The following is a 23,135-nucleotide window of genomic DNA, read 5'->3' as shown; positions in this document are numbered from 1 at the left end:
TAAAGAGACTTAAGCAAGTGTTAAAAGCGTTAAGAAAAAGTTAAGATCTCCGTAAAAAGTATCAATTAGGGTTAATTTCGACCAAGGTTTTGTCCCATGAAAATCAATAAATACACACTTGCGGCTCTTTTTATTGTGGTGCTTAGTTCCCTGGGAGTGCTACTGGTTATTCAATTTCAAATTCTTGAAAAAGACATCAAGAATAATCAAAACATGATGGGATTCGCGATTCCTGGCATTCTTTCAGACCTGTACGACAACATGATGTTTAATCGGGACCTGGATAGACTGGTGAGAATCTATGAGGGAACCGAATCTTTTCAATTTTCATCTGATTCTAATCCTACAGACCCGCTTCAATTCGTATTAAAAAACGGTCTGGATGAAGTGATTTCATTAAACTATCCTGATCTAAAATACCAGGTAGATGGGTTCGTCTCCAATGAATATGGCTGTATGATCCATCGAGGGCACAGGCCGGAATTACCTAAAGCACAAAAAGTGATGGAAGCAGATAATCACATGTGTTTTTGCATGATCCTGCCTAACACGCTGGACATCTCCATGACCTATACCAACAAGGAGGAAACGGTTTTGGGGGAATCGGCAAATATTTTAAAAGCCAGCTTTCTGCTTATAGCTATTATCCTTATCGCCTTCTGGTTTACCATCCGTACCATCGGCAAGCAAAAGAAGCTATCGGATTTGAAACGTGATTTTATTAATAACCTGACTCATGAATTCAAGACACCCATCTTTTCAATTTCTTTAGCTTCAAAATCGCTCAGAGGATTGGAAGAAGTAAAAAAGGCACCAAAAGCCGATTCTTATCTCAATCTCATCTCCAATGAGACCAAGCGACTTCAAACCCAGGTGGATAAAATCCTTCAAATGGCATTGCTTGATTCCGGCAATCTCACCTTAGATAAAAAAGTGATTGACCTGCATGAATCCATACAAAATGTTGCCGAAGGATTTCAAATGATTATTTCTGAAAAAGAAGGATCCATCAAGTTCAACCTGAATGCTGCTAAGCATCAAATTGTGGCTGATGAAACTCACTTGAATAATGTGCTATTCAACCTGATTGATAATGCTCAGAAATACTCTGACGAAAAACCAGACATTGAGATTATCACAGAAGACGCAATAGATAATGGAATCATTCTTACCATCAAGGATCATGGTATTGGAATGGATCAGACAACACAGAAGTATATCTTCGATCAGTTTTATCGTGCGCAATCAGGCAATGTGCACACGGTCAAAGGATTTGGATTAGGCTTGAGCTACGTCAAAAAAATCATCGAATTTCATAAAGGAACAATTAGTCTCAATAGTGAGCCCGGCAAGGGCAGTATGTTTAAAATATTTTTACCTATCTCCTCATGAACCGAATCCTGCTCGTAGAAGATGATGCAAACCTGGGATACATTTTAAAAGAGTATCTCCAAATGAATGACCTAATCGTGGAGTGGGTCAAAGATGGAGAGGAAGGAATGAAGGTGTTTGAGTCATCAAAATTCGATTTATGCATCCTGGACATCATGATGCCTAAAAAAGATGGGTTTGAAGTTGCTCATGAGATAAAAGCTAAAAGCCCCGAAATGCCACTTATTTTCCTTACGGCTAAATCATTAAAGATTGATAAACTCAAAGGCTTCAAAGCAGGGTGTGATGATTATATCGTAAAACCGGTGGATGAGGAGGAATTGATTGCCAGAATTCATGCAGTTCTGCGCAGAAGTAACAACCTGAGGGAGGTGAAGCAGCAATACAACATTGGAAGCTTCCATTTTGATCCTAAGATCCAAAAATTGGAAAGAGAGGGCAAATCCATTCATTTAACGCAGAAGGAATCAAGGGTATTACATATGTTGTGCATTTCCTATGGTGAACTGGTAGAAAGCGATCATATCCTGAAGGAGCTTTGGGGTCAAAATGACTACTTCAAACGCCGAAGCATGGATGTATTTATTTCCAAAATCCGCAAGTACCTGAGTGTTGATTCGACTGTTCAAATTACCAACGTGCATGGCAAAGGATACATATTAGAGGGATGATTTGCAGATAGCTTTTAGCCACACTACTTTAGGATTATGGATGTAATGGAAGTCATAATCCGATCCGTATCACTTAATCTATTCCGGTACTTTGGAGTAGCAGGCTTTGCATTTTTACTTTTCTATGTGATTTTCAAATCAAAATGGTCGTATTGGAAAATCCAGCAAACATTTCCAAAACCCAACGATTACTGGCGTGAGATCATCTTTTCGCTCATTACGGTTATCATCTTCATGATAGTCGCCGTTATCATCTTCGCCTCTCCACTTCGCAATTACACCCTGCAATATGAAAGTATCGATGTATATGGAACGGGCTATTGGTGGCTAAGTATTTTCTTAATGATACTTCTTCACGATACCTATTTCTATTGGATGCACCGGATGATGCATCATCCAAAGATTTTTAAGTGGGTACATCGAACGCACCATCAATCAACTAACCCATCACCCTGGGCAGCCTATGCCTTCCACCCTATTGAAGCCTTTGTTGAAGCAAGTATCATTTTTCCGATTGCGTTCATCATTCCTTTTCATCGCACCGCTCTGCTTGCATTCCTGGTGTTTATGATTATCTATAATGTCTATGGCCATCTCGGGTATGAATTATACCCGAAGGGTTTCAATAAACATTGGCTTGGAAAATGGATTAATACCTCCGTGAATCACAATCAGCATCATAAACAATTCACCGGTAATTACGGGCTGTACTTCTTGTTTTGGGATCGTATCATGGGGACCATTCGTTCAGATTATGATGATGCTTATCAGCACAGTGATAGTAGGCGAGCGGGATCATGAAGCCAACTTTAAGCAAGCTTAAGTCGGAAATTCAAATAGCGACGACCAGAAGCGGTGGTCCGGGAGGACAGCATGTAAATAAGGTAGAAACGAAAGTCATCCTTCGATTGAATGTATTTGATTCTCAGGTTCTAACGGAACATCAAAAATCGATACTCAAAGAAAAACTGACGTCTAAACTTACGAAGGATGGGGAGCTGATTGTCAGTGCTGATAGTGCTCGTTCTCAGGTCAAGAATAAAGAGCTTGCATTCAAAAAGCTGGATCGATTGCTAACAAAAGCTTTTGCGAAAAGGAAAGTGCGAAAAGAAACAAAGCCTACTAAAGCCTCTAAAAAGAAAAGATTGGACAGCAAGAAAAAGCAGGGAGAGAAGAAGAAATGGAGGCAAAAACCTATTTAATGCTATTTGTCTGTGGCTTCCTGGTAGATAGAAACTCCCAAAAGATAGGTATTGACAATCAGGTTTTTATTGGTTTTGATGGTCTCTTTTAGAGATTCAAATGAGCTGTTTTTTGCAACCTGCCCATCATTTCCGGTGAGCCCCTGACCTATGATAACTCCGCTAATCGCTAATCCCATGATTAGTGTAAGCACCTTCAATGAACCTTGTTTTTTCTGAATAAAGCTCTTCATAATCAAGTCGTTTAATTCATTAGTACCGAGAACTTCTGAATTATTACAAAGTAAAACGAAAAATATTACCCGATGGGTGATCTTTATTCAAGTTTTTTAAATTTTTTAAGCAACTAGTTTTCCACAATAACAATAGGAAAATCCTGGCCTCTGGAAAACGTATGCGGGTATTGAGGGCTTCCCTTATGCTGGATACTCAACTCTGGCACCTGGTCGTCAAGATATGATTTCAATTCGTAAATGGTAACCTTTCCATCTTTTGGTGCTCCGTCAGCATCACCAGAAAGTCCCTTAAGTAATGCATAGGTAAATAGTCCGTGTCCCAATGATTCAAACTCAGTGGCATACTGCTCACTTCCAGCAGCTGCCATTACATGAATACCAGAGCTACGAGAAAGCTGTGCAATGGCCTTTTCCTCCGGAGCTCCCCGCTGAGCAAGAACCTCCACAGAACCTCCGGACTGGCAGGCATCCATGATAATTAATTGTTTGAGTGCTTTAATTTCCAACATAGACTGCTGAAGAATTGCAGCTTCAATACCATATTCATTGATCTTATCACTATCGTAAAGACGACTGGCTTCTGATGAAACCAGATAAAACTTTCCGTCTACCATACTACCATGACCGGCGTAATAGAAAACAAATACATCATTGACAGATATCTGATCTTTCAGGTCTTTCACTTTATTCAGGATATTATCTTTGGTGGCTTCCCGATCATGTATTTGATGAAGCATAACATTGGAATAAATCGTTTCTCCCTGCTTCTTCATTTGCTCTGCGAAGGAAGTCGCATCTGTCTTGGCATAATTGAGGTTAAGTGATTTGTTCTGATATTCATTAATGCCTACAGCTAAAATATGGCAGGTACTTCCCGGCACCTTTGAATCAGAAAATAGACTAACGGTAGCTAAGTTCGATTCCAGTTTTGAGTTGGAAGAAGCCGAAGCTGAAAACTCATTATGCCCGGCCACCAGAGGATATTCAATCGAATAAATTTTGGCATTATTATCAGAGCGGACTTTCTGAATTTGTGGTTCCAATGACACTCGTTTCCCATTGTGATACAGCTTCACATCTTCAATTCCTCCTCCCATATCCTCTGCTTTCAGATAAAGTTTGGCAATATCATTTTGAACAAGTCCAGATAATTTCAATGCAGGAGGTGGTGACTGATCCAATATTTTACCCATTGACTTCTTACCTCCTCTAGATGAATTGAAAATATCTTCAACTAAACCCGGGACATAAAATTCTTCCATGAGCTGATCAGCTCCGATTGCCTCCATTCCTTTCACAAAATGGATGTTGGAAATGGCGTCATCTGTAGCATCAAAATAGCCATCCGGGGTTTTCACCATCCAGTCATTTTTTCCAATTTGGATGTGCTCAAAAATTTCAGCTTTTCGATCCAGGTCCCAAAACTTCGTCACGCCATCTACATCTGAGGTCATCATTAAATTATCCTGAATATCCAGCCCATTGATTTCCGCCTGGTGCCCCTCCAGCCTTGTTCGCATTTCACCTGTTTCTTTATCCCAAAAAGTAACCCTCCTGTCAGCTCCAACACTTACAATTTCTGTATCCAGCAATATCACCTCAAAAATCGGCTTCTTGTTATCGAATCGCTGCTTAATCAGACCACTATATAGATCCCAAAGAATGACCTTTCCATCCCATCCGGAGGTAAGGATTTCGTCCCCTTTGACTTTTATTGAGGTTACATTGTCGGTATGACCTACAAATTCCTTCACAAATCGCTTGGTTTCCACCTCCCACAGTTTCAGTGTCTTATCCAGTAATCCAACGACCAGGTAAGCATCATTTTCTGTAAAGGCTAATGCGTATGTGGAAGAACCTTCATTGTAGATATAGTTGTATCGTTCCCATGTTTCTGTATTCCAAAGGCTGATTACTCCGTCCCAAGCACTACTCGCCATGAATTTGCCATCATGACTGAGTTCAATATCAAAAACTGGTTCACGGTGGGCATTTATTTTCCTAATCTGCTTCCCGGTGGATTCATCCCAAATGATAATTTTACCATCTCCCGCCCCTGTTGCAATAGTATTATCATCAATGCGCTCAAAACATAGAATACCCTTTTCATGTCCCACGTATTCCATGGAAATGGAGGCGTTTTTCACATTCCACTTGCGTGCTTTACTACCGGTCTTACCAATGAATATATTTTTAAAATCCAGCATCCTTGCCGACTTATACTTCACCCATTTGGCTATGTAGTGCTCCCAATAGCTTCCAAGATCATAATCCAGACCGGTGCTGGATCGATTCAAAATGCCATCATAGCGACGGATCTCATTCCCATGAAAATCAGTGACAATGACCACTTTATCAACTGCTGTTACAATCCATTCTTCCTGTGGATGAAAAGAAGCATCATTGATTTCTGCACTAAAAGTCCATTTACTTGCTAATTCGCCTGAGGCCTTTTTGTAAAGAAAAACTGAGTCCTCGGTTGCAGCTAGGAAGTGATCACCATTGGGCTGAAACTGAGCTGATGCAATGTCTCTAAACTCTCTTGTCCCTTCGGATATCTTATTTCCGGACGCAAGATTATACCTTGTCAAGGTTGTGCCGTTTGAAAGCTTTAACAATTGATTCCCTTGAATATCTGTTAAGGATCCACACCCCCCGCAATATCCCTGCTCAGACTTAAACTCATATTTGAGGCTCCAGTCAGTTGTTTTGTACACCCTGGCCATGCGATTGTCCTCACCTATTGACAGGTATTGACCATCCGGGCTGAAGGTCACACTTACACCATATCCAACTCCTCTGTCGGCATTGACTTTGATTTTTTTTACAATGGAAAAATCTGAGGTATTGAAAATTGATATCGAATCCGCATAGCTGCCCACCGCTAATAGCTGGCCTTTGGGACTAAAGGCTACAGATGTAACGTATTCCCTGAATTTTTTACTTTGCCAAAGCAGTTCTCCTCTAACCATATCCCAGACACCTACCGTCCCATCAGCACTGCTGGAAGCTATTTTGGTTTCGTACAAAGAGAATCCATTGACTGTATGATCATGTCCGATCAATGATCGTATCTCTCTGCCGGAATTAGCATCCCATATTTTTATGGTTTTGTCCCTACTTGCAGTGATTAGATAATTTCCATCTGGTGTTATTGTGGCAGATTTGACAGCCTCACCGTGCCCTTTTTGTATGACAGCCTGAAAAGACTGAGCCTCTGCAAAACAGAGGCTCATAAAAAAAACGATTAGGAATTGTGCTGTCTGTTTCATCAGTCTTTTAAATGTGCCGTCCAAACAGGGAATTGTGAATGATTCACTACATCTTCCGCAATGCTTCCAGCCAGGAAATGTCCCACACCTTTTCGCTGGTGCGTACCAAGCGCAATCATATCTGCACTGATATCCTCAGCATATAGAATGATTCCATCTTCCTCATTCTTGTAGTTATAAATATCAGTGGTGTAGTTCTCAATTTTGTACTTCTTAACAAAATCCTCCATCTGCTTAGTATCATGTCTGGTAGATGTGAAACTCGCCGGAGTATTGATTTTCACAATATTTAGTTGTGCTTCAAATTTGCGTTGTAAATCCAGCAACTGTCCAATAAAGTTGTCATCTGTATTTTGGAAATCAGAAGCAAAAACAATTTTCTCAATTGGCTCGATTTCACATTTGTTCTGAACGGTTATGACCGGACAAGTCGCTTTTCTTACAATCTTTTCAGCATTTGAACCTACAAAGTATTCATTAAGCCCCTCCGCTCCTTCGGTTCCGACAACCATCAAGCTTACCTTCTCCTCTGTCACCTGATCAATGATAGTGTTGAATGGATTCCCTAGTTGAATCTTGGTATAGATGTGATCATTCGAATAATTAGCCGCCACAGCCACATCATTTAGCTTTGCCTGAACGGTTTCATACATTTTTTTGATGTATAGCTGCTCCATTGGATCAACATTCTGCATCCCCAGCGTTTTAAATGAATCTGCTGTTGGATGCTCAATCACATTGAGGATTATAATATCGCTATTTGCTTTACCAGCTATTTGGCAGGCAAAATTCAATGCGTGTTCGGAAACTTTCGAAAAATCGTAAGGGACTAATATTTTCTTCATTTGATATGGTCTTTTTAAGCAAACCCAATTTAATGAAAAATGCTTTTCATATAGGTTTTTTGATAAAAATCATATCTAAAGTCAAAATTTGTCAGACAAGGACTTGTCCTAAAGAGAATAGTAAGGAAAATAACAAGGTTGAAATTGCCATTTGTTTGAGATAAGAATCGAGTTGATCGGTTGGCTTGTTTTTAACAGCCTTTATATTCACAATCAGCAGCGCATTCACAAAAACGAAGATGAAACTCCACCAACTCTGAAAATTAATAGATGCAAAAATGATACTCAGGATCATCCCAATTTGTAGCAATGCAATGTGATAAATCACTGCATTTTCTCGCCCGATTCGGACAGGGATAGAATTCTTCCCTGCATCTTTGTCTGATGCTATATCCCGGATGTTATTCACATTAAGGACGCCTACGCTAAACAACCCGATGGAAGACGCTGGAAGCAAAACTTCCCAATTCAGCCATTGAGTTTGTAGATAGTACGTACCAAAAACCAGCACCACTCCAAAGAATACAAATACAAACACGTCTCCAAAACCAGCATAACCATATGGGTTTTTTCCGACGGTGTATTTGATCGCTGCTCCAATGCCAATGATGCCTATTCCTAAAAAGATGAGCGATGAAACCCAATCGTCCGGAAAAGCAGAATACAATAGAAGGATTCCTGAGATCAATGCCAGTAGTGAGAAAACAATCATCGCCCGCTTCATTGCCGGAGCTGAGATTTTCCCCGAACTGACCATCCGTTCTTCTCCGGTTCTTTTGGTGTCTACACCAGATGAGGCATCACCATAGTCATTGGCGAGATTGGAAAGGATTTGAAGAAGAAATGCGGTAAGCAATGTGAGAGATGCTACCACCCAGTTTACCTCCGAATGATTATAAGCGATGGCTATACCTACCATCCAGCCGGAAAGAGCCAAAGGAAGGGTGCGTAATCGAAAGGCTTTAATCCAGGGGTTCATGACTTTTTACTTGAAATACTTTTCCAAACTTCTTCCTTAGACATTCCAAAATGTGCTCCGATATCTTTTAATATTCCTGAAAGTGTTCCAAGTTTTATCGGCCTGTGATTGGGGATTGTAATGTGATGCGTTCCTTTTTCTGAAGTGGTAAGCCTGATATGACTACCTGTTTGCCTTGTGATTTGATAATCAAGCTTTTCCAAAAGCTTAATTAACTGCTTACCTGAAAGATTTTTTGGAAAAATCAAGCTGCAAAAACTTCTTCTTTTAGATAATGAAGTCTCACAACTTTAGGAGCATCTTTATCAAAATGACATTGAATAGCGTCTTTTATATTTTGCTTTAGCTCTTCTATAGTTTCACCATCGGTGAAAATGGATTCTCCAAGAGCTTTAGCTTCAAAACCGCCTTCATTTGATTCTTCGACTATAAATATTATCTCAGACATGACGTTAAATTTAAAGAGTCTTTATCATTTAATGATACTCAACCTACATTCTTTCAGGAACTTCTATGCCTAGTAAACTCATACTTTCTTTGATAAGTTTAGCTGTTACAGAAGAAAGTGCAATCCTGAAACCAAGCTTGTCCTTATTCTCTTCATTGAAGATTGGTACTTCCTGATAGAAGCCATTGTATTCTTTGGCCAGATCATAGACGTATTGTGCAATTATGGAGGGAGAATATTCAGCAGCTGCCTCCTGTAACGCTTTCTTAAATTCAGTAATCCTGAAAATTAGATCAACTTCTCTTTTGCTCAGGTCTCCTACTTTCTCTGAGTCAAAAGCCGATGGTACTTCCAATGATTTTGCTCTTCGAAGAATCGCTGAAATCCGAGCATGTGTATACTGAATGAATGGTCCCGTATGGCCCTGGAATTCAATGGATTCTTGCGGGTTGAAAAGCATCCTTTTTTTCGGATCTACTTTCAGTAAATAGTATTTCAAAGCACCCAAACCTAATATTCGATATAGGTTTTCTGCTTCTTCTTTATCCATCCCCTCGATCTTGCCAAGCTCCCGAGTATGTCGCTCAGCAGTATCAAACATCTCTTGCAAAAGATCATCTGCATCTACCACTGTACCTTCCCTGGATTTCATTTTGCCAGTTGGTAAGTCCACCATTCCATAAGATAGATGGTACAACCCGTCTGCATAATTTCTTCCCAGCTTTTTCATGATCGCGAAAAGAACTTTGAAGTGATAATCCTGCTCATTTCCTACCACGAAAACAGACTTGTCAAATGGGAAATCCTGATGCTTCATATCACATGTTCCCATATCCTGGGTCATGTAAACAGCCGTTCCATCACCTCGAAGAACTAGCTTTTCATCCATCCCTTCTTCTGTGAGGTCTACCCAAACAGAGCCATTGTCTTTTTTGAAAAACACCCCTTTTTGAAGGCCCTCCTCCACTAATTCTTTTCCGAGAAGATAGGTATTCGACTCCTTGTACATAGTGTCAAATTGGATACCCATGGTCTCGTATGTTTTGTCGAAACCTTCGTAGACCCAGCTATTCATTTTCTCCCACAATGCTACTGTCTCTGCATCTCCATTCTCCCACTTTTGCAGCATCTCCTGGGCGGCTTTTATCGAAGGGGCCTCCTTCTTTGCTTCCTCAGGGTCAACGCCCTGATGAACAAGTGTGTTAATCTCTTCTTTATACTGCTGATCGAACTTCACATAGTACTTACCAATCAGGTGGTCGCCTTTTACTCCAGCGCTTTCAGGTGTCTCTCCATTGCCCATCTGCTGATAGGCCAGCATGGACTTACAGATATGAACTCCACGGTCATTGACCAGATTCACTTTTTTAACCTCGTATCCATTTGCGGCCAGTATTCTTGAAGCTGAATCCCCAAGAAAATTATTCCTAAGATGTCCAAGGTGCAATGGCTTATTGGTGTTTGGTGAAGAAAACTCCACCATCACTTTCTGTCCATTGGCCGGTAGATGATCATAGTTGTCATCTTGAGCAACAGTATGAAGTGTTTCAACCCAGCTTTGATCTTCAATTTCCAGATTGAGGAATCCCTTGACCACATTGAACCCTTTAATGAAGTCGGTTTTCTCTTTTAGCCAATCTCCTAATTGAGCGCCTGAATCTTCCGGCTTACCTTTAGTGATTTTGAGGTAAGGAAAAACAACAAAAGTGAAGGAACCCTCAAACTCTTTTCGCGTGGGTTGAAGACTTATTTGCTCCGCAGGTAAGTCATGGCCATATAGATAGCTAAAAGCCTGGCTTACTGCTTCTTGTATTTTTTCTTCCAGCATTTTTTCTGCTTGGTTCTATTTGGTTGGATTAAAAATTTCAGCCATCATACATCTGGCGCTTCCGCCTCCTAGTTTTTCAATGGTGTGAATGTCACTATGTACCAGTTTTCCGTGCTTAGATAAAGCTTGTTTTTGGTCTGCATTAAGTGAATGAAATGCAGCCGATGACATGACAACCAGTCGCTGATCATTCTTTCCAAGCACCTGCAGCATATTACCTGCAAATTGCTCCTTCTGCTCTTCTGTAATCTCAATGATTTCTTTATCGGTTTCTTCCAGTACCTCAACCAGATTTTCACGCTCTTCCAAATCATCAATGCTATCCAGGCACACAACAGCAAACTCCTCGCCCAGACACATCATCACATTGGTATGATAAATCGGCAGTCGCTTTCCGTCGACTGTTTGCAAAGCATGGAACGTGACAGCATCGAACCCGGCTTCATCACAAAAGTCTTCCAGTACGTTTGGCATGGTTCGCTCTGAAATAGCCGCATACGCAATTTTATTCTGCCTGTCGAGTAGTAAACTACCTGTTCCTTCAAGGTACGCTCCTTTAGCTTCCCAATCGGTAAAACTGATAACATCCTCCACTTTGAAAGACTTCTTCAATCCGTCTATAATATCATCCCTTCGCTCCAACCTTCTGTTTTCCGCATACATGGGATAAAGCCTGATCACTCCGTCCTGATGAAATGAAATCCAATTGTTTGGGAATATCGAATCAGGCGTTGATGGATCAAGCGTATCATCGAAAACAGTGACATTTACTCCTTCGCCCCTTAGTTTTTCTACAAACTGATCAAACTGGGATTGCGCCTGCTTTTGAATATCCTCCGCACTTACCCCTTCCTCATTCTTTTGGTAATAATTGTTTACCGCTGTTTGCTCATTCATATGAAAGGCAACTGGGCGTATCATCATTATATTATTTGTAATCTGCTTACTCATATTTTCTTCTCAATGGCATGGTTGAACATCTTAAGAGTCCTTCCATCTTGGCAATTTCTCGATATTTTACTTCCTCAACGGTTAAGCCCCACTTTCTAAATTGCTCATTCAGTCTTTTAAAGCTGCTATCAGAAATCACTACTTCAGGAGAAATGGAAAAGAAGTTTGAATTCATTTCATACATCTCCTCTTTAGTGATTTCAAAAACATTTTCTACACCAAAAAAGTCAACCAGGAAGTCGGCATCCTCAGTGTTTTTGAAACCGCCCCGATAGATTACTGCTTTATCTCTTCCAACTGGCTGAAAACAACAATCGAGGTGTAATGCGTTCTCTCGAGGATCATCATCTGATTTTTTTAATTCAAATGCCCTGACTGTATGTTCAGGAAATGTCTTTTTTAGATAGTTTACTGCTGCTTCATTGGTTCTGGAAACGGTGTATTTTTCAAAATCCTCCGCTTTAGAATAGCCCACAAAAATATGATCCTTCCACGGCATCACATCTCCTCCCTCCATGCGTTCATGCTCGTCCGGAAGCAACACATTTTCCACTTCGTCAATCACGAATTGAATTCCATCCGATTCAAGCTTTCGCTCAGGTGTAACGCATGGAACCACCAATTTATCCTGAATAACAAAAGCTATGTCCCTGGCAAAAATTTGATTGAGCTCTGGAATGTTTTCCGGTCGGTAAACTTTCACACCATGCTTTTCCAAAACTTTTGCAACTCCGTCCATTTCAGCTATCAGGTCCGGCTCTTTTGGAAAAGTACCCGCCAAAATATGCTCCCTAGATTTTGGATCATAGGTTTCCTCAATTTTTGGAACCGGGCCCATACTATCAGCAATACCCAATATAACCGCCTCGAGAGGCGCTGTTTCATCTAAAACTCTTACGGTGATCATGCGATTAGAAAATTGACGCAAAATTAATCCGAATAATCAAGGTTATCGGTATCAAACATCAAAGGATTCGCTTCAGAATTAATCTTTGACCTACATTTCTAAAATCAAAAGGCATTTACTTTCATGAATCCTGTTTTTAATGGATAATTGCATCCCAATTTTGCCAAAAGCCAATGAGAAAATACGCCGATCTGATAGATCAAACCTTCTACTTTCCCACCGAAGAATTCAAAGTAGTAAAAGATAACCTCCATTTCCATGGTGTAAACCTGATGGAAATCATCAAAGAATATGGCACGCCATTAAAGCTTAGTTATCTCCCAAAGATTGAGCAAAACATCAAATACGCATATAAAATTTTCAATGACGCCATAAAGAAACATAAGTATGAAGGCAGCTATACATACGCCTATTGTACAAAGAGCTCTCACTTTCGATTTGTAGTAGAAGAGGCACTTTCCAACAATGCGCATATCGAGACATCATCAGCCTATGATGTGCCTATAGTGAGGAGTATGCTTAAGGCAAGAAAACTCACCAAGGAACACTACATCATTTGCAATGGCTTTAAACGACCGCTTTACCTCCAGGAAGTAGCAGCACTTCTCAATGAAGGCTATAAGAATTGTATTCCAATTCTGGATAACCTGAACGAGCTAAAACACTATAAAGAGAATGTAAAAGATGAATTTCAGGTTGGAATTCGTATTGCAGCTGATGAAGAACCAAATTTTGCATTTTATACCTCCCGCTTGGGCATCAGGTACGGTGACATCCTACCATACTATCAGGAACAGATCAAGGATTCAAAAGCGAAGTTGAAAATGCTCCACTTCTTCATCAACACCGGCATAAAAGATACTGCCTACTATTGGAGTGAGTTGAGCAGGTTTATCTATAAGTATTGTGAATTGAAAAAGATTTGTCCGGAGCTGGATACGGTAGATATCGGTGGTGGATTCCCAATCAAAAACTCACTTCATTTTGAGTTTGATTATCCATATATGGCAGAACAAATCATTGAAAATATTCAGTGGATTTGCAAAAAGAATCATGTACCAGTTCCTAATATTTTTACTGAGTTTGGAAGCTTTACGGTTGGTGAAAGTGGCGCAACTATCTATTCAGTTCTGGATCAAAAATTACAAAACGATAAAGAGCTATGGTACATGATGGATGGTTCATTCATCACGCATATGCCTGACGTATGGGGCCTGAATCAGAAGTATGTAATGTTAGCCATTAACCATTGGCAAAATCCTTTTCACAGGGTGAATCTTGGTGGTTTGACCTGTGATAGCCAAGACTATTATGATTCTGAAGCACACATTGGCGAGGTATTCCTGCCACAATATGATGAAAACGAAACACTCTACTTCGGTTTCTTCAACACAGGTGCCTATCAGGAGTCTCTTGGTGGGTATGGTGGTATTCAACATTGCCTCATCCCTGCTCCTAAACACATCATCATTGATAGGGATAAAAATGGAAACATCACCCACGAGCTTTTTGCCCCTGAGCAAAAAAGTGAAGCGATGATGAAGATTCTCGGGTATTGATTGGTGAAGCGAATTTTTGAATTGTCTTTATCTTAAATAATAACAAGTAATTTTGATTAAGACTTTCTTTAGGTAAATATTAATGTCCAAAAACTTAGTCGTCATACCAACCTTCAATGAGTGCGAAAATATTCGTGATATCATCAATGTAACCAGGGTGCTTTCTCCCATGTTTGACATTTTGGTGGTGGATGATGGCTCACCTGATGGAACGGCTGATATCGTAAAAGATGAGATGAAAAAAACACCCGAGCGGGTGTACCTTATCGAACGGAAAGGCAAACTTGGACTTGGAACGGCTTATATCGCGGGATTTAAGTGGGCATTGGAAAAAGGATATGATTATATCTGTGAGATGGATGCTGACTTCTCGCACGATCCAAATGATTTGATCAGGCTTCACAGTGCCTGTGTAGATGGTGCTGATGTTGCCATTGGTAGTAGATATGTTACTGGCGTAAATGTCGTCAACTGGCCAATGGGAAGAGTGTTGATGAGCTACTTTGCCAGCTTCTATGTTCGCATTATAACGGGAATGCCTTTCCGGGACAGTACCGCTGGATTTAAATGTTATAGCCGCAGTGTTTTTGAAAAGCTGGACCTGGATCATATTCATTTTATCGGCTATGCATTTCAGATAGAAATGAAATTCAATGCATGGAAACATGGATTTAAAATTGTAGAAGTGCCTATCATTTTCACAGATAGAACGAAAGGAACTTCAAAAATGTCGAAAGGCATATTTAAAGAAGCGGTGATAGGTGTGCTTCAAATGAAGATCAAAAGCCTGTTTAAAAAGTACGAGCCGGTGTACTAAGCTTTTATTCAAATTAAGCTATGGAGGACAATGTCCCCTTGAGTGGACAGCAGGGGTGTTTCAAAGTAATGTCGAAAACACCCTCCTAACCTCCCTCAAGGGAGGATTACATCATATTGCAAATATTTACATCTTAAACCTATGGGTACTATCGCCGACTCATTTTAATCAAACCTGATTGCTCTTACAGGTTTCACTCTCGAAATGATTGCCACAGGTATCAGCAGTGCTAATCCAATCAATGTAAGTACCAGTACATTCAAGCCTAGAATGGTTGGTATATCTATTTGGATGGGTACATGACTCATATAATAGTTTGCTGCATCGAGAGGGATTAATTTGAAATAGTCCTGGATCAATCCCAATCCAAGTCCAATTACATTACCCCAAAACAACCCTCTTACAATCAACTGCAGTCCATTGAATATGAAGACCCGTTGAATCATTCGATTGGGCGCACCAATGGCTTTCATAACACCGATCATTTGCGTCCGCTCCATAATCAAAATCAGAAGAATCGAAATAATACTGGTTCCTGATACAAATAGGATAATGGTCAAAAGAATCACAACATTCCTATTCAATAAATTTAACCAATCAAATATCTGAATGTACCGATCCGTCACTTTATCGACATAAAGATCAATAGCCAAAGTATTATAAAGGTCGTATTCAGCCTGCTCCAACTTATCGGTATCTGATACAAAAACCTCGATCCCGCCAGCGAGTGAATCCGGCCAATTATTAATTCTCCTAATCAGGTCAAGGTCTCCCAAAATGATCTTTTCATCAAATTCCTCCAGTCCCGTTTCATAGATTCCGGTGACCTGAAGCCTTCTGAATCTTGGAGGGTTCTGAACAAAGTAAATGAGCACTTCATCTCCTATATCGAGTTTCAGGTAGTTGGATACCCGCTTACTCAATGCTGCTTCGGTGGAATAATCATTTGAAGACAAGTCCGGAAACCTGCCATTGATCATGTGCTTGCTAAATCCAAGTGTATCGAAGGATTCATCCACTCCCTTTATGATAACCCCTTGAACCTCTTCGTCCGTCTTAAGCAGCGCAGCTTTCATGGCGTAAGGTTGAATGCGCTCCGTTAGAGGGTAATTTTTTAATAGTTGGATCAGTGAGTCATCTATTGTGATTGAAGATTCTTCAAACGAAGTAGATAATGTGTATTTGCTTATTATAAGATGTCCGCTAAAGCTGTAAATCTTGTCCTTGATCTCCTGTTTGAATCCAAACAAGACCATAAATGCCAATATCAAAACAGCAAGACCTAACCCAATGCTTACCACCGCGATGCGGTTGATGATGCTGGAAAAAGAGCCGGAGGCTTCCTTGGAAATACGCCTGGATATAAAAAACGGGAGATTCATTGTCGCTCTGCAAAATAGGGTTTTCAATCCTGTAAGAACAAGTTAACTTGGCGATTTATATGCTGAGATACATTTCCATTATCATTTTACTCTTTTTCGGGTGTTCAAACAATAGCGAGAACACCGCAAAGAGAATTATCCCTGGAGCCAATCAGATTAATAAGTACCTCCCACTACTTCAAAATAAAAAGGTTGGCTTAACAGTCAATCACAGCTCAATAGTCGGATTCACACATTTGACTGATACGCTAATCAATCTCGGCGTAAATGTCGTTAAAGTGTTTACTCCGGAGCATGGCTTTACAGGTACGGTAAGTGATGGTGCAAAAGTTGAGTATGATAGCACAGAAGCTTCATTTGAGTTAATCTCTCTCTATGGAGAAAACAAAAAACCAACTATTGATCAGTTGGAAGGACTTGAAATGATGGTCTTTGATATTCAGGATGTTGGCACCCGATTTTATACGTATATCAGCACCATGCATTATGTCATGGAGGCTTGTGCAGAGAATGCCATTCCTCTCATCATATTGGATCGTCCAAATCCTAATGGAAGCTATGTAGATGGTCCGGTGTTAGATACGGCACTTCGGTCTTTTGTAGGAATGCACCCAATCCCAATTGTTCATGGCCTGACTATTGGCGAGCTGGTAAAAATGATCAATGGCGAAGGTTGGCTAAAAAATGGAGTCATTTGCGATTTGACTGTGATAGCTATGAAAAACTGGGATCACCAAATGCCTTACTCTCTTCCCGTAAAACCCTCCCCCAATCTGCCCGATGATTTAAGTATTTCCTTATACCCCACCCTTTGCTTGTTCGAAGGCACAATTATGTCTGTTGGGCGAGGAACAGATTATGCTTTTCAGCAAATTGGCCATCCGGAATATCCGGATACAACCTATTCTTTCACACCCATTTCTCGTGAAGGAGCAAAATGGCCGCCCTATGAAGATCAAAAATGCTATGGTCGTTCCTGGATTGGCGAAGAGCCAACTTACTCTTTTTCACTGCAGCCATTGATTGACGCCTATCGAAAAATGAATCGTGATGATTTTTTTAATAATTATTTTAACCGTTTAGCCGGAACTAATTCACTCCAAAAACAAATAGAAGAAGGACAAAGCGAAGAAGAGATTAGAGCTTCGTGGGAACCGGAGCTCTCAGCATTTAAAGAAAAACGAAAAAAGTACCTGCTTTACAAATAAGATTGAATGGATTATCAAGGTATACTAAACGTAATTGAGGATAAACTAGTTGGTGAAAAGCTGGATGGTGCGGTGGCGACCTACATCCCTGAACTAGCCAAAGTGAAACCGGATAAATTAGGGATGCATCTGACTAGCGTGATCGGTGAAGAATTTCACTTTGGAGATTCGGAAGAGCGATTCTCAATTCAAAGTATTTCTAAAGTGATGTCCCTGGCCCTGGCACTCCTGAAAGAAGATGATGAAAAAATCTGGGAACGAGTGGATGTAGAGCCATCCGGTGATCCTTTTAACTCGCTGGTACAGCTTGAATATGAACATGGCATCCCCAGAAATCCACTAATCAATTCCGGTGCACTTGTGATCTGCGATATTTTAATGACTCATCTGAAAGATCCACAGAAAGAGTATCTGGATTTTGTGAGGCGGATGGCCGGCAACTCTACGATCAATTACAATAAAAAAGTAGCAGCTTCTGAAAAGGCCGGCGGTTACAGCAACCGGGCTATGATCAACCTAATGAAGGGTTATGGAAATATTCAAAATGATCCAGAAGAGGTGCTGAACTTTTATTTTGATACCTGCTCCTTAAGCATGTCATGCCGTGAGTTGGCCCAAACGTTTGTGGTTTTTGCCAATCAGGGAAAACTTCTGAAAGACGAAGAGCAAGTATTGAGTGAAGTTCATGTGAAAAGGATGAATGCGATCATGCAGACCTGCGGATTCTATGATGAAGCTGGTGAGTTTTCCTTCCGTGTGGGTTTGCCTGGCAAAAGTGGCGTAGGAGGTGGAATCGTAGCTGTTTATCCAAATATGTACAGCGTAGCAGTCTGGAGTCCTAAACTCAATGAAAAAGGGAATAGTACGGCGGGGATGAGGGCGCTTGAGTTGTTGACCGAAATTACTGGATCTTCTATTTTTTAAGCACTTAAATATGGTTTTTGTAACTTCCTTTTCTTATTTAAAATATTATAATCATGCGAGCAAATTGGTTTGAACTTCCCGTAAATGACATGGAACGAGCAAAGAAATTTTACGCTTCCATTTTTGGCATCAACATGGGCGATGATTTCGCCATGGGCACATCGGTCATGTCTTTTTTCCCATTTGAAGCAGATCAGGACGGTGCAACCGGTACGTTGATCAAACAAGAAACGTATGTCCCATCACATGAGGGAGCGCTGATTTACTTCTCAGTCAAAGAAATCAATGATGTGGTACCCAAAATAGCACCTGCTGGCGGTAAAGTCATCAATGAAAAGATGAGTATTGGGGAGCATGGTTTTGTTGCTCATTTTGAAGACTCAGAAGGAAACAGGGTGGCATTACATCAAAGCGCCTGAACAAATTTTACACTTAAACACTTAAGTAGTAAAGACGAAATAAATGCAACAAGACCCAACAGAAAACATCGCCGAAATACTGTTGAACAAATCGACGGTTAAACAGAAAACGTATCGTAATGTGTGCAAAGCTTTTAAGCAATTGCAAGAAGTAGCAACACTACTCATTGACGTGCTTAGTGCGAAAACAACTGAGCGTGATGAAGATATAAAGCTGCGAGTCGAATCGATCAATGATCAGGAATTTCATATCCAGATTGCCGGTGACTTGTTGGTATTTGTTCTTCATACCAACATCATTACGCTACCAGCTGATTATGAATATAATCAAACTGATTACGTATCAGACCAACCACTTCGCAAATACCTGGGTCAAATAAATGTCTATAACTTTATGGCTGACTCGTTTGAGTTTAATCGATTAAATGATCCGGGTTATCTACTAACTCGCCTTTTGATAAACTATGAAAATCATTTCATCGTTGAAGGAGATAGACAGGTTGGTTTTATGTTTGAGTCGGTTTCCTCGAAACCACTCGAAAAAGTGGATCTGGATATTTTGATTAAATTGATCATTGCCCAGGCTGCCGAAAACGATCTGATAGTACCGCCATTTTCCAAGATCCGAAATATTACGGTTCGGGAAAAATTAGAAAAGACGCAATCACTTGGGGCCGGTAATAAAATCGGTTTTCAAATGAGTTACCAAAATGAAACTAAAGCTTAAATAACCATGAGCACCATTCAGTCCAATTACACAGGAATGACCATCATCGAAAGATTGATTGTGACAGGTCAGTTTGAAACATTCAAGAGAGCTTTGAAAAAAAATAAAGACAAGGCTAGAAAAATTCTTGAGTCTTTGAAGCTGGACCAAAAGACGATTGACCGTTTGATGAAAACAAAACTGTACTAACAGGTTCATTCCTTTTCCTTTTTCCTCAGGGCAATTACATGTCTAAGGTTCACTATGCCCCGGTTATTCAACGAAATTTCCATTGAAGTATTTATACTCGGTGTGAGTAAATGACTAATGGTTAAGTAAATATTGAAATCCTCAGTAGGCTGGTGCTTGATTGCTAAAGGCTTTTGAAAAGAACCATCTGCCTCTGACCATCTAAAGTCCTGCACCACATCATTTTCCCTTTCCTTCATCTTCTCAAAAACTTTTAACTTCAGGTCAGGAAGTAAGATTTGCTCCTCTAATCGTCCCCTCTGCCCCTCTGCGAAAACAGCAGGGCATAAGGAAACATAGAATAATAAAAACCGAACCGAAATCCTTCTCATATCAACGGAATTTTGTGTATAGGGCAGGATCAATTTTGAACTTGACTTTCGGAAGTTTAGCGGCAGCCTTTCTTTGTTTAGTGACTTTGATACCAAGCAGAATGAATGCTGCGCCTAGAAGAATCCATGGGGTTAATGGTTCATCGAGAAAAGCAACTCCCAGCACCACTCCAAAAACAGGCATTATGTAAGTAACTAATGAAGCGTACCCTGCGCTTGATTGCTCGATCAATTTGAAGTAAACCACGAATGCAATAGCGGTTCCGATGACTCCAAGTATCAATGTTGAAATCAGAGCGGAACTCCCTATCGCTGTTAAATCAAAGTTTGGATAAACTATGAATGAAATCGGAACCAGGTAAACACTAACAGAAAGCAGTTGGGCTGCCGGTGCAGTGAAAGCTGGCAAGTTGATCAGGTGCTTTCGGATATAAACAAAGCCAATACTATAGCTTAATGCCGCTATGGTTATCCCGATGATCCCACCAAGACTTCCTTGCACACCGTCAAATAAGCTAGGAAGAATTAAGATGATCAAACCCAAAAAGCCAAGCAATACCCCACGCACCTTCTGAGGGTTTAGTCGTTCATCAGCCACCATATTGTGTGCTAATAGAATTGTAAAGATTGGAACAAGCCCATTTAAAACTGAAGCTAACGAGCTATCAACATATTGCTCTCCCCAATTCATCAATATGAACGGGAGACCTTGTGCGAAGAAACCTGCAATGAATATTTTCTTCCATAGAGAAAAATCCCTAGGTAATCTGTATTTGCTGAAAAGCAGGATCAAATTCAATACCAGCGCACCAGTACCTATTCGAAGTGCGGCAAGCATTACAGGAGGAATTTCTTCTACAGCTATTTTGATAAAAAGAAATGAAGGACCCCAAAAACTTGCCAATAAAAGCAGCAGGTATATATTCTTGATTTTCATAATTCGTTTGTTTTTGATTTTCCAAATTGAACGAGATTATGAATCCAATGAACTATTAATTTGATGAATTGATTTTATGATAACAATTAATTTTACTAATATTGATCCATGGAAATCAGACATCTTAAATTAATTCGGGAGGTTGCTGAGACTAAGAGTCTCACCAAAGCCAAGGATGCATTGTTTCTGTCTCAATCAGCCCTCAGTCATCAGCTTAAGGAAATTGAGAATCAGCTGGGTACTCAATTATTTCACCGGGTGAATAAACAGCTCATTTTGACCAATGCTGGGAAGATGGTTTTGGAGTCTGCGGATCGGATTCTTCAGGACCTTGAAAAAACGGAGATGTCCATAAAAAAATACATTTCAGGTACAAGTGGTACGATAAGGTTAACCACCCAATGCTACACCTGTTATCATTGGTTACCGTCCTTGATGACCGATTTTAATAAAGAATTTCCTAATGTGGAATTGGAAATATTCCACAGTAACAATGCAAGTGTTGAGGACCAAATTTTGGATGGTTCTATTGACATAGCCATCATTTATGAAAACTCAGATCGTCAAAATATTGACTATCACGAGCTATTTAGAGATGAGGTTTTTGCCTTAGTTCCTGCAGGACATCCATGGACGAAAAAAGCTTATGTAGAAGCACAGGATTTTGAGGATCAAACCGTCATTATTCACTCCTATCCGCTGGAATCAGTGTCTCTTTTTACTCAGGTTTTGATTCCGGAAAACATATCGCCAAAAAAGGTAATGCAAGTACAGGTTACTGAAGCTGTAATAGAATTGGTTAAGGCAGGAATGGGTGTAAATGTAATGGCGAAATGGATTGTAGAGCCTTATCTTCAGGATAATCGCTTAGCGCTAATTCCCGTTACAAAAAGGGGAATCCACCGTACATGGCATGCTATTACACTCAAAGACGAGAAAAGGCCGCAATATCTGGAAAACTTCGTTCATCATTTGAAGTGTAATATTGGTGGCCTTTGCTGCTGTGTTAACTAGTGCATTTTGGCTAGCTCTTCTTCAGTGTAATCCGTTGGTTTGCCAAGTGATTCAAACTTGTCGATCTCTTCTTTAAACTCCTGTAAACGAATTCCAACCCGTTTGTAAGCAGGGCCTCCCAATGGTAAATGTACTGGAGGTTCATCCAAAGTTGTCACTTCATACATCGCTTTAGCAGCTCTCACAGGGTCACCGATTTGATTTCCGCTTACTTCCCGTATGCTCTCCATATTTTTATTGGCAGTCTCATTGTATTCATCAATGGAAGATTCGTTGTAGGTAGCTGATCTGCCTGCCCAGTCTGTTCGAAAAGGACCTGGTTCTATATTAGTGACTTTGATGCCAATGTGCTTGGTTTCAGCGGCTAGTGCCTCTCCTATTCCCTCCAGGGCAAACTTGCTACCATTATATATTCCAACGCCCGGAAACCCATTGAGGCCTGCTATGGAAGTAATATTTAAGATATTACCACTTCTTTGTTTCCGCATAAAAGGCAGTGCTAGTTTGATCATTCTCACACATCCAAAAACATTCACATCGAATTGTCTTTGGATTTCCTCCTCAGAGGTTTCTTCAATTGGGCCAAGCGTACCATATCCGGCGTTATTCACTAAAACATCTAATCGACCATATTCATTTTTGATGATACTTGAAGCCTGATCAATAGTTTCTTGCTTTTGAACATCCAGGATAATGCCCTTTACCGACTCGGTACTGATTGCCTCCAATTCGGCTATCTGTTCTTTTTTTCTGACTGTGCCTATCGCTATCTCCTCTTTTTCGGCAACTATTTTCACTAGCTCTCTACCAAAACCTGTAGAGCATCCCGTAATTAACCAAACTCTTTTACTCATAAT

25 protein-coding genes are annotated in these 23,135 nt (G+C 40.3%); 12 read left to right on the top strand and 13 right to left on the bottom strand.

Translation table 11 applies throughout. The features are described from left to right. Positions 1-96 precede the first annotated feature (96 nt). Genes RIC88_RS03290 through arfB form a run of 4 tightly spaced genes read left to right on the top strand, consistent with a single transcriptional unit; the run spans position 97 to position 3,265 of the window. Positions 97-1,392, top strand: a complete 1,296-nt coding sequence (locus tag RIC88_RS03290; RefSeq protein WP_350216043.1) for a sensor histidine kinase — start codon at positions 97-99, stop codon at positions 1,390-1,392. After that, positions 1,389-2,063 carry a response regulator transcription factor gene (locus tag RIC88_RS03285; protein WP_350216042.1) on the top strand — a complete coding sequence of 225 codons (675 nt, stop codon included), beginning with the start codon at positions 1,389-1,391 and terminating at the stop codon, positions 2,061-2,063. The genes RIC88_RS03290 and RIC88_RS03285 overlap by 4 nt, the downstream gene beginning before the upstream one ends. Before the next feature lie 45 nt (positions 2,064-2,108). Next, on the top strand, positions 2,109-2,864 hold the full coding sequence (locus RIC88_RS03280) for a sterol desaturase family protein (RefSeq protein WP_350216041.1): 756 nt from the start codon (positions 2,109-2,111) through the stop codon (positions 2,862-2,864). Further along, positions 2,861-3,265 (top strand): alternative ribosome rescue aminoacyl-tRNA hydrolase ArfB, encoded by a 405-nt coding sequence (arfB, locus tag RIC88_RS03275; protein ID WP_350216040.1) that lies wholly within the window; start codon positions 2,861-2,863, stop codon positions 3,263-3,265. The genes RIC88_RS03280 and arfB overlap by 4 nt, the downstream gene beginning before the upstream one ends. A gap of 2 nt (positions 3,266-3,267) precedes the next feature. On the opposite strand, the gene RIC88_RS03270 is transcribed toward arfB, so the two are convergent. From RIC88_RS03270 to RIC88_RS03230, 9 genes are all read right to left on the bottom strand, one after another. Next, positions 3,268-3,498 carry a hypothetical protein gene (locus tag RIC88_RS03270; protein WP_350216039.1) on the bottom strand — a complete coding sequence of 77 codons (231 nt, stop codon included), beginning with the start codon at positions 3,496-3,498 and terminating at the stop codon, positions 3,268-3,270. A gap of 113 nt (positions 3,499-3,611) precedes the next feature. Then, the gene (locus RIC88_RS03265) at positions 3,612-6,737 is read right to left on the bottom strand and encodes a caspase family protein (protein WP_350216038.1); all 3,126 of its coding nucleotides are present in this window, start codon (positions 6,735-6,737) and stop codon (positions 3,612-3,614) included. Positions 6,738-6,772: 35 nt separating this feature from the next. Further along, positions 6,773-7,618, bottom strand: a complete 846-nt coding sequence (locus RIC88_RS03260) for a universal stress protein (RefSeq protein WP_350216037.1) — start codon at positions 7,616-7,618, stop codon at positions 6,773-6,775. Between the two features lie 91 nt (positions 7,619-7,709). Beyond that, positions 7,710-8,597, bottom strand: a complete 888-nt coding sequence (gene menA / locus RIC88_RS03255) for a 1,4-dihydroxy-2-naphthoate octaprenyltransferase (RefSeq protein WP_350216036.1) — start codon at positions 8,595-8,597, stop codon at positions 7,710-7,712. Beyond that, complete coding sequence (locus RIC88_RS03250) at positions 8,594-8,845, bottom strand: type II toxin-antitoxin system HicA family toxin (protein ID WP_350216035.1); 252 nt, start codon at positions 8,843-8,845, stop codon at positions 8,594-8,596. The genes menA and RIC88_RS03250 overlap by 4 nt, the downstream gene beginning before the upstream one ends. Further along, entirely contained in the window at positions 8,842-9,045 is a 204-nt protein-coding gene (locus RIC88_RS03245; protein WP_350216034.1) for a 2-oxoisovalerate dehydrogenase, read from the bottom strand. The genes RIC88_RS03250 and RIC88_RS03245 overlap by 4 nt, the downstream gene beginning before the upstream one ends. Positions 9,046-9,088: 43 nt before the next feature. Continuing rightward, positions 9,089-10,873, bottom strand: coding sequence for an arginine--tRNA ligase (gene argS / locus RIC88_RS03240; protein ID WP_350216033.1), 1,785 nt, complete (start codon positions 10,871-10,873; stop codon positions 9,089-9,091). Between the two features lie 15 nt (positions 10,874-10,888). Continuing rightward, complete coding sequence (gene ctlX, locus RIC88_RS03235) at positions 10,889-11,794, bottom strand: citrulline utilization hydrolase CtlX (protein ID WP_502879994.1); 906 nt, start codon at positions 11,792-11,794, stop codon at positions 10,889-10,891. A gap of 22 nt (positions 11,795-11,816) precedes the next feature. After that, positions 11,817-12,731, bottom strand: coding sequence for a dimethylarginine dimethylaminohydrolase family protein (locus tag RIC88_RS03230; protein WP_350216031.1), 915 nt, complete (start codon positions 12,729-12,731; stop codon positions 11,817-11,819). A gap of 173 nt (positions 12,732-12,904) precedes the next feature. Here RIC88_RS03230 and RIC88_RS03225 point away from each other — a divergent pair, with 173 nt between their 5' ends. Both RIC88_RS03225 and RIC88_RS03220 read left to right on the top strand, forming a co-directional pair. Beyond that, on the top strand, positions 12,905-14,290 hold the full coding sequence (locus RIC88_RS03225) for a type III PLP-dependent enzyme domain-containing protein (protein ID WP_350216030.1): 1,386 nt from the start codon (positions 12,905-12,907) through the stop codon (positions 14,288-14,290). 82 nt (positions 14,291-14,372) lie between these two features. After that, a complete protein-coding gene (locus RIC88_RS03220; protein ID WP_350216029.1) occupies positions 14,373-15,107 on the top strand; it encodes a polyprenol monophosphomannose synthase in 735 nt (244 codons plus the stop codon). A gap of 164 nt (positions 15,108-15,271) precedes the next feature. Here the strand turns inward: RIC88_RS03220 and RIC88_RS03215 are convergent, their stop codons facing one another. After that, positions 15,272-16,489, bottom strand: a complete 1,218-nt coding sequence (locus RIC88_RS03215) for an ABC transporter permease (RefSeq protein ID WP_350216028.1) — start codon at positions 16,487-16,489, stop codon at positions 15,272-15,274. A 59-nt stretch (positions 16,490-16,548) separates the two neighbouring features. Here RIC88_RS03215 and RIC88_RS03210 point away from each other — a divergent pair, with 59 nt between their 5' ends. The 5 genes from RIC88_RS03210 to RIC88_RS03190 are packed head-to-tail and all read left to right on the top strand — an operon-like array spanning position 16,549 to position 19,956. Next, positions 16,549-17,697, top strand: coding sequence for an exo-beta-N-acetylmuramidase NamZ family protein (locus RIC88_RS03210; RefSeq protein ID WP_350216027.1), 1,149 nt, complete (start codon positions 16,549-16,551; stop codon positions 17,695-17,697). A gap of 6 nt (positions 17,698-17,703) precedes the next feature. Next, on the top strand, positions 17,704-18,621 hold the full coding sequence (locus tag RIC88_RS03205; RefSeq protein ID WP_350216026.1) for a glutaminase: 918 nt from the start codon (positions 17,704-17,706) through the stop codon (positions 18,619-18,621). A 53-nt stretch (positions 18,622-18,674) separates the two neighbouring features. Beyond that, positions 18,675-19,040 (top strand): VOC family protein, encoded by a 366-nt coding sequence (locus tag RIC88_RS03200; RefSeq protein ID WP_350216025.1) that lies wholly within the window; start codon positions 18,675-18,677, stop codon positions 19,038-19,040. A gap of 43 nt (positions 19,041-19,083) precedes the next feature. Then, a complete protein-coding gene (locus tag RIC88_RS03195; protein WP_350216024.1) occupies positions 19,084-19,767 on the top strand; it encodes a hypothetical protein in 684 nt (227 codons plus the stop codon). 6 nt (positions 19,768-19,773) lie between these two features. Further along, on the top strand, positions 19,774-19,956 hold the full coding sequence (locus RIC88_RS03190; RefSeq protein WP_350216023.1) for a hypothetical protein: 183 nt from the start codon (positions 19,774-19,776) through the stop codon (positions 19,954-19,956). Between the two features lie 5 nt (positions 19,957-19,961). On the opposite strand, the gene RIC88_RS03185 is transcribed toward RIC88_RS03190, so the two are convergent. Continuing rightward, positions 19,962-20,327 (bottom strand): hypothetical protein, encoded by a 366-nt coding sequence (locus tag RIC88_RS03185; protein WP_350216022.1) that lies wholly within the window; start codon positions 20,325-20,327, stop codon positions 19,962-19,964. A gap of 1 nt (position 20,328) precedes the next feature. Continuing rightward, positions 20,329-21,264, bottom strand: coding sequence for a DMT family transporter (locus tag RIC88_RS03180; RefSeq protein WP_350216021.1), 936 nt, complete (start codon positions 21,262-21,264; stop codon positions 20,329-20,331). 108 nt (positions 21,265-21,372) lie between these two features. Here RIC88_RS03180 and RIC88_RS03175 point away from each other — a divergent pair, with 108 nt between their 5' ends. Beyond that, on the top strand, positions 21,373-22,278 hold the full coding sequence (locus tag RIC88_RS03175; RefSeq protein WP_350216020.1) for a LysR family transcriptional regulator: 906 nt from the start codon (positions 21,373-21,375) through the stop codon (positions 22,276-22,278). Here the strand turns inward: RIC88_RS03175 and RIC88_RS03170 are convergent. After that, positions 22,275-23,132, bottom strand: a complete 858-nt coding sequence (locus tag RIC88_RS03170; RefSeq protein ID WP_350216019.1) for an oxidoreductase — start codon at positions 23,130-23,132, stop codon at positions 22,275-22,277. The genes RIC88_RS03175 and RIC88_RS03170 overlap by 4 nt on opposite strands. Between the last annotated feature and the right edge of the window lie 3 nt (positions 23,133-23,135).

The sequence above is a fragment of the Ekhidna sp. genome (assembly GCF_040220215.1).
GTDB lineage: Bacteria > Bacteroidota > Bacteroidia > Cytophagales > Cyclobacteriaceae > Ekhidna.
The sequence above is the reverse complement of the archived record's forward strand: the minus strand, read 5'-3'. Positions and strand labels throughout refer to the sequence as shown.

What these genes read in the sequence shown, in the direction of transcription:
- RIC88_RS03290 (WP_350216043.1), top strand. Translation starts at nt 97, where the DNA reads ATGAAAATCAATAAATACACACTTGCGGCTCTTTTTATTGTGGTGCTT.
- RIC88_RS03285 (WP_350216042.1), top strand. Translation starts at nt 1,389, where the DNA reads ATGAACCGAATCCTGCTCGTAGAAGATGATGCAAACCTGGGATACATT.
- RIC88_RS03280 (WP_350216041.1), top strand. Translation starts at nt 2,109, where the DNA reads ATGGAAGTCATAATCCGATCCGTATCACTTAATCTATTCCGGTACTTT.
- arfB (WP_350216040.1), top strand. Translation starts at nt 2,861, where the DNA reads ATGAAGCCAACTTTAAGCAAGCTTAAGTCGGAAATTCAAATAGCGACG.
- RIC88_RS03270 (WP_350216039.1), bottom strand. Translation starts at nt 3,498, where the DNA reads ATGAAGAGCTTTATTCAGAAAAAACAAGGTTCATTGAAGGTGCTTACA.
- RIC88_RS03265 (WP_350216038.1), bottom strand. Translation starts at nt 6,737, where the DNA reads ATGAGCCTCTGTTTTGCAGAGGCTCAGTCTTTTCAGGCTGTCATACAA.
- RIC88_RS03260 (WP_350216037.1), bottom strand. Translation starts at nt 7,618, where the DNA reads ATGAAGAAAATATTAGTCCCTTACGATTTTTCGAAAGTTTCCGAACAC.
- menA (WP_350216036.1), bottom strand. Translation starts at nt 8,597, where the DNA reads ATGAACCCCTGGATTAAAGCCTTTCGATTACGCACCCTTCCTTTGGCT.
- RIC88_RS03245 (WP_350216034.1), bottom strand. Translation starts at nt 9,045, where the DNA reads ATGTCTGAGATAATATTTATAGTCGAAGAATCAAATGAAGGCGGTTTT.
- argS (WP_350216033.1), bottom strand. Translation starts at nt 10,873, where the DNA reads ATGCTGGAAGAAAAAATACAAGAAGCAGTAAGCCAGGCTTTTAGCTAT.
- ctlX (WP_502879994.1), bottom strand. Translation starts at nt 11,794, where the DNA reads ATGATACGCCCAGTTGCCTTTCATATGAATGAGCAAACAGCGGTAAAC.
- RIC88_RS03230 (WP_350216031.1), bottom strand. Translation starts at nt 12,731, where the DNA reads ATGATCACCGTAAGAGTTTTAGATGAAACAGCGCCTCTCGAGGCGGTT.
- RIC88_RS03225 (WP_350216030.1), top strand. Translation starts at nt 12,905, where the DNA reads ATGAGAAAATACGCCGATCTGATAGATCAAACCTTCTACTTTCCCACC.
- RIC88_RS03220 (WP_350216029.1), top strand. Translation starts at nt 14,373, where the DNA reads ATGTCCAAAAACTTAGTCGTCATACCAACCTTCAATGAGTGCGAAAAT.
- RIC88_RS03215 (WP_350216028.1), bottom strand. Translation starts at nt 16,489, where the DNA reads ATGAATCTCCCGTTTTTTATATCCAGGCGTATTTCCAAGGAAGCCTCC.
- RIC88_RS03210 (WP_350216027.1), top strand. Translation starts at nt 16,549, where the DNA reads ATGCTGAGATACATTTCCATTATCATTTTACTCTTTTTCGGGTGTTCA.
- RIC88_RS03205 (WP_350216026.1), top strand. Translation starts at nt 17,704, where the DNA reads ATGGATTATCAAGGTATACTAAACGTAATTGAGGATAAACTAGTTGGT.
- RIC88_RS03200 (WP_350216025.1), top strand. Translation starts at nt 18,675, where the DNA reads ATGCGAGCAAATTGGTTTGAACTTCCCGTAAATGACATGGAACGAGCA.
- RIC88_RS03195 (WP_350216024.1), top strand. Translation starts at nt 19,084, where the DNA reads ATGCAACAAGACCCAACAGAAAACATCGCCGAAATACTGTTGAACAAA.
- RIC88_RS03190 (WP_350216023.1), top strand. Translation starts at nt 19,774, where the DNA reads ATGAGCACCATTCAGTCCAATTACACAGGAATGACCATCATCGAAAGA.
- RIC88_RS03185 (WP_350216022.1), bottom strand. Translation starts at nt 20,327, where the DNA reads ATGAGAAGGATTTCGGTTCGGTTTTTATTATTCTATGTTTCCTTATGC.
- RIC88_RS03180 (WP_350216021.1), bottom strand. Translation starts at nt 21,264, where the DNA reads ATGAAAATCAAGAATATATACCTGCTGCTTTTATTGGCAAGTTTTTGG.
- RIC88_RS03175 (WP_350216020.1), top strand. Translation starts at nt 21,373, where the DNA reads ATGGAAATCAGACATCTTAAATTAATTCGGGAGGTTGCTGAGACTAAG.
- RIC88_RS03170 (WP_350216019.1), bottom strand. Translation starts at nt 23,132, where the DNA reads ATGAGTAAAAGAGTTTGGTTAATTACGGGATGCTCTACAGGTTTTGGT.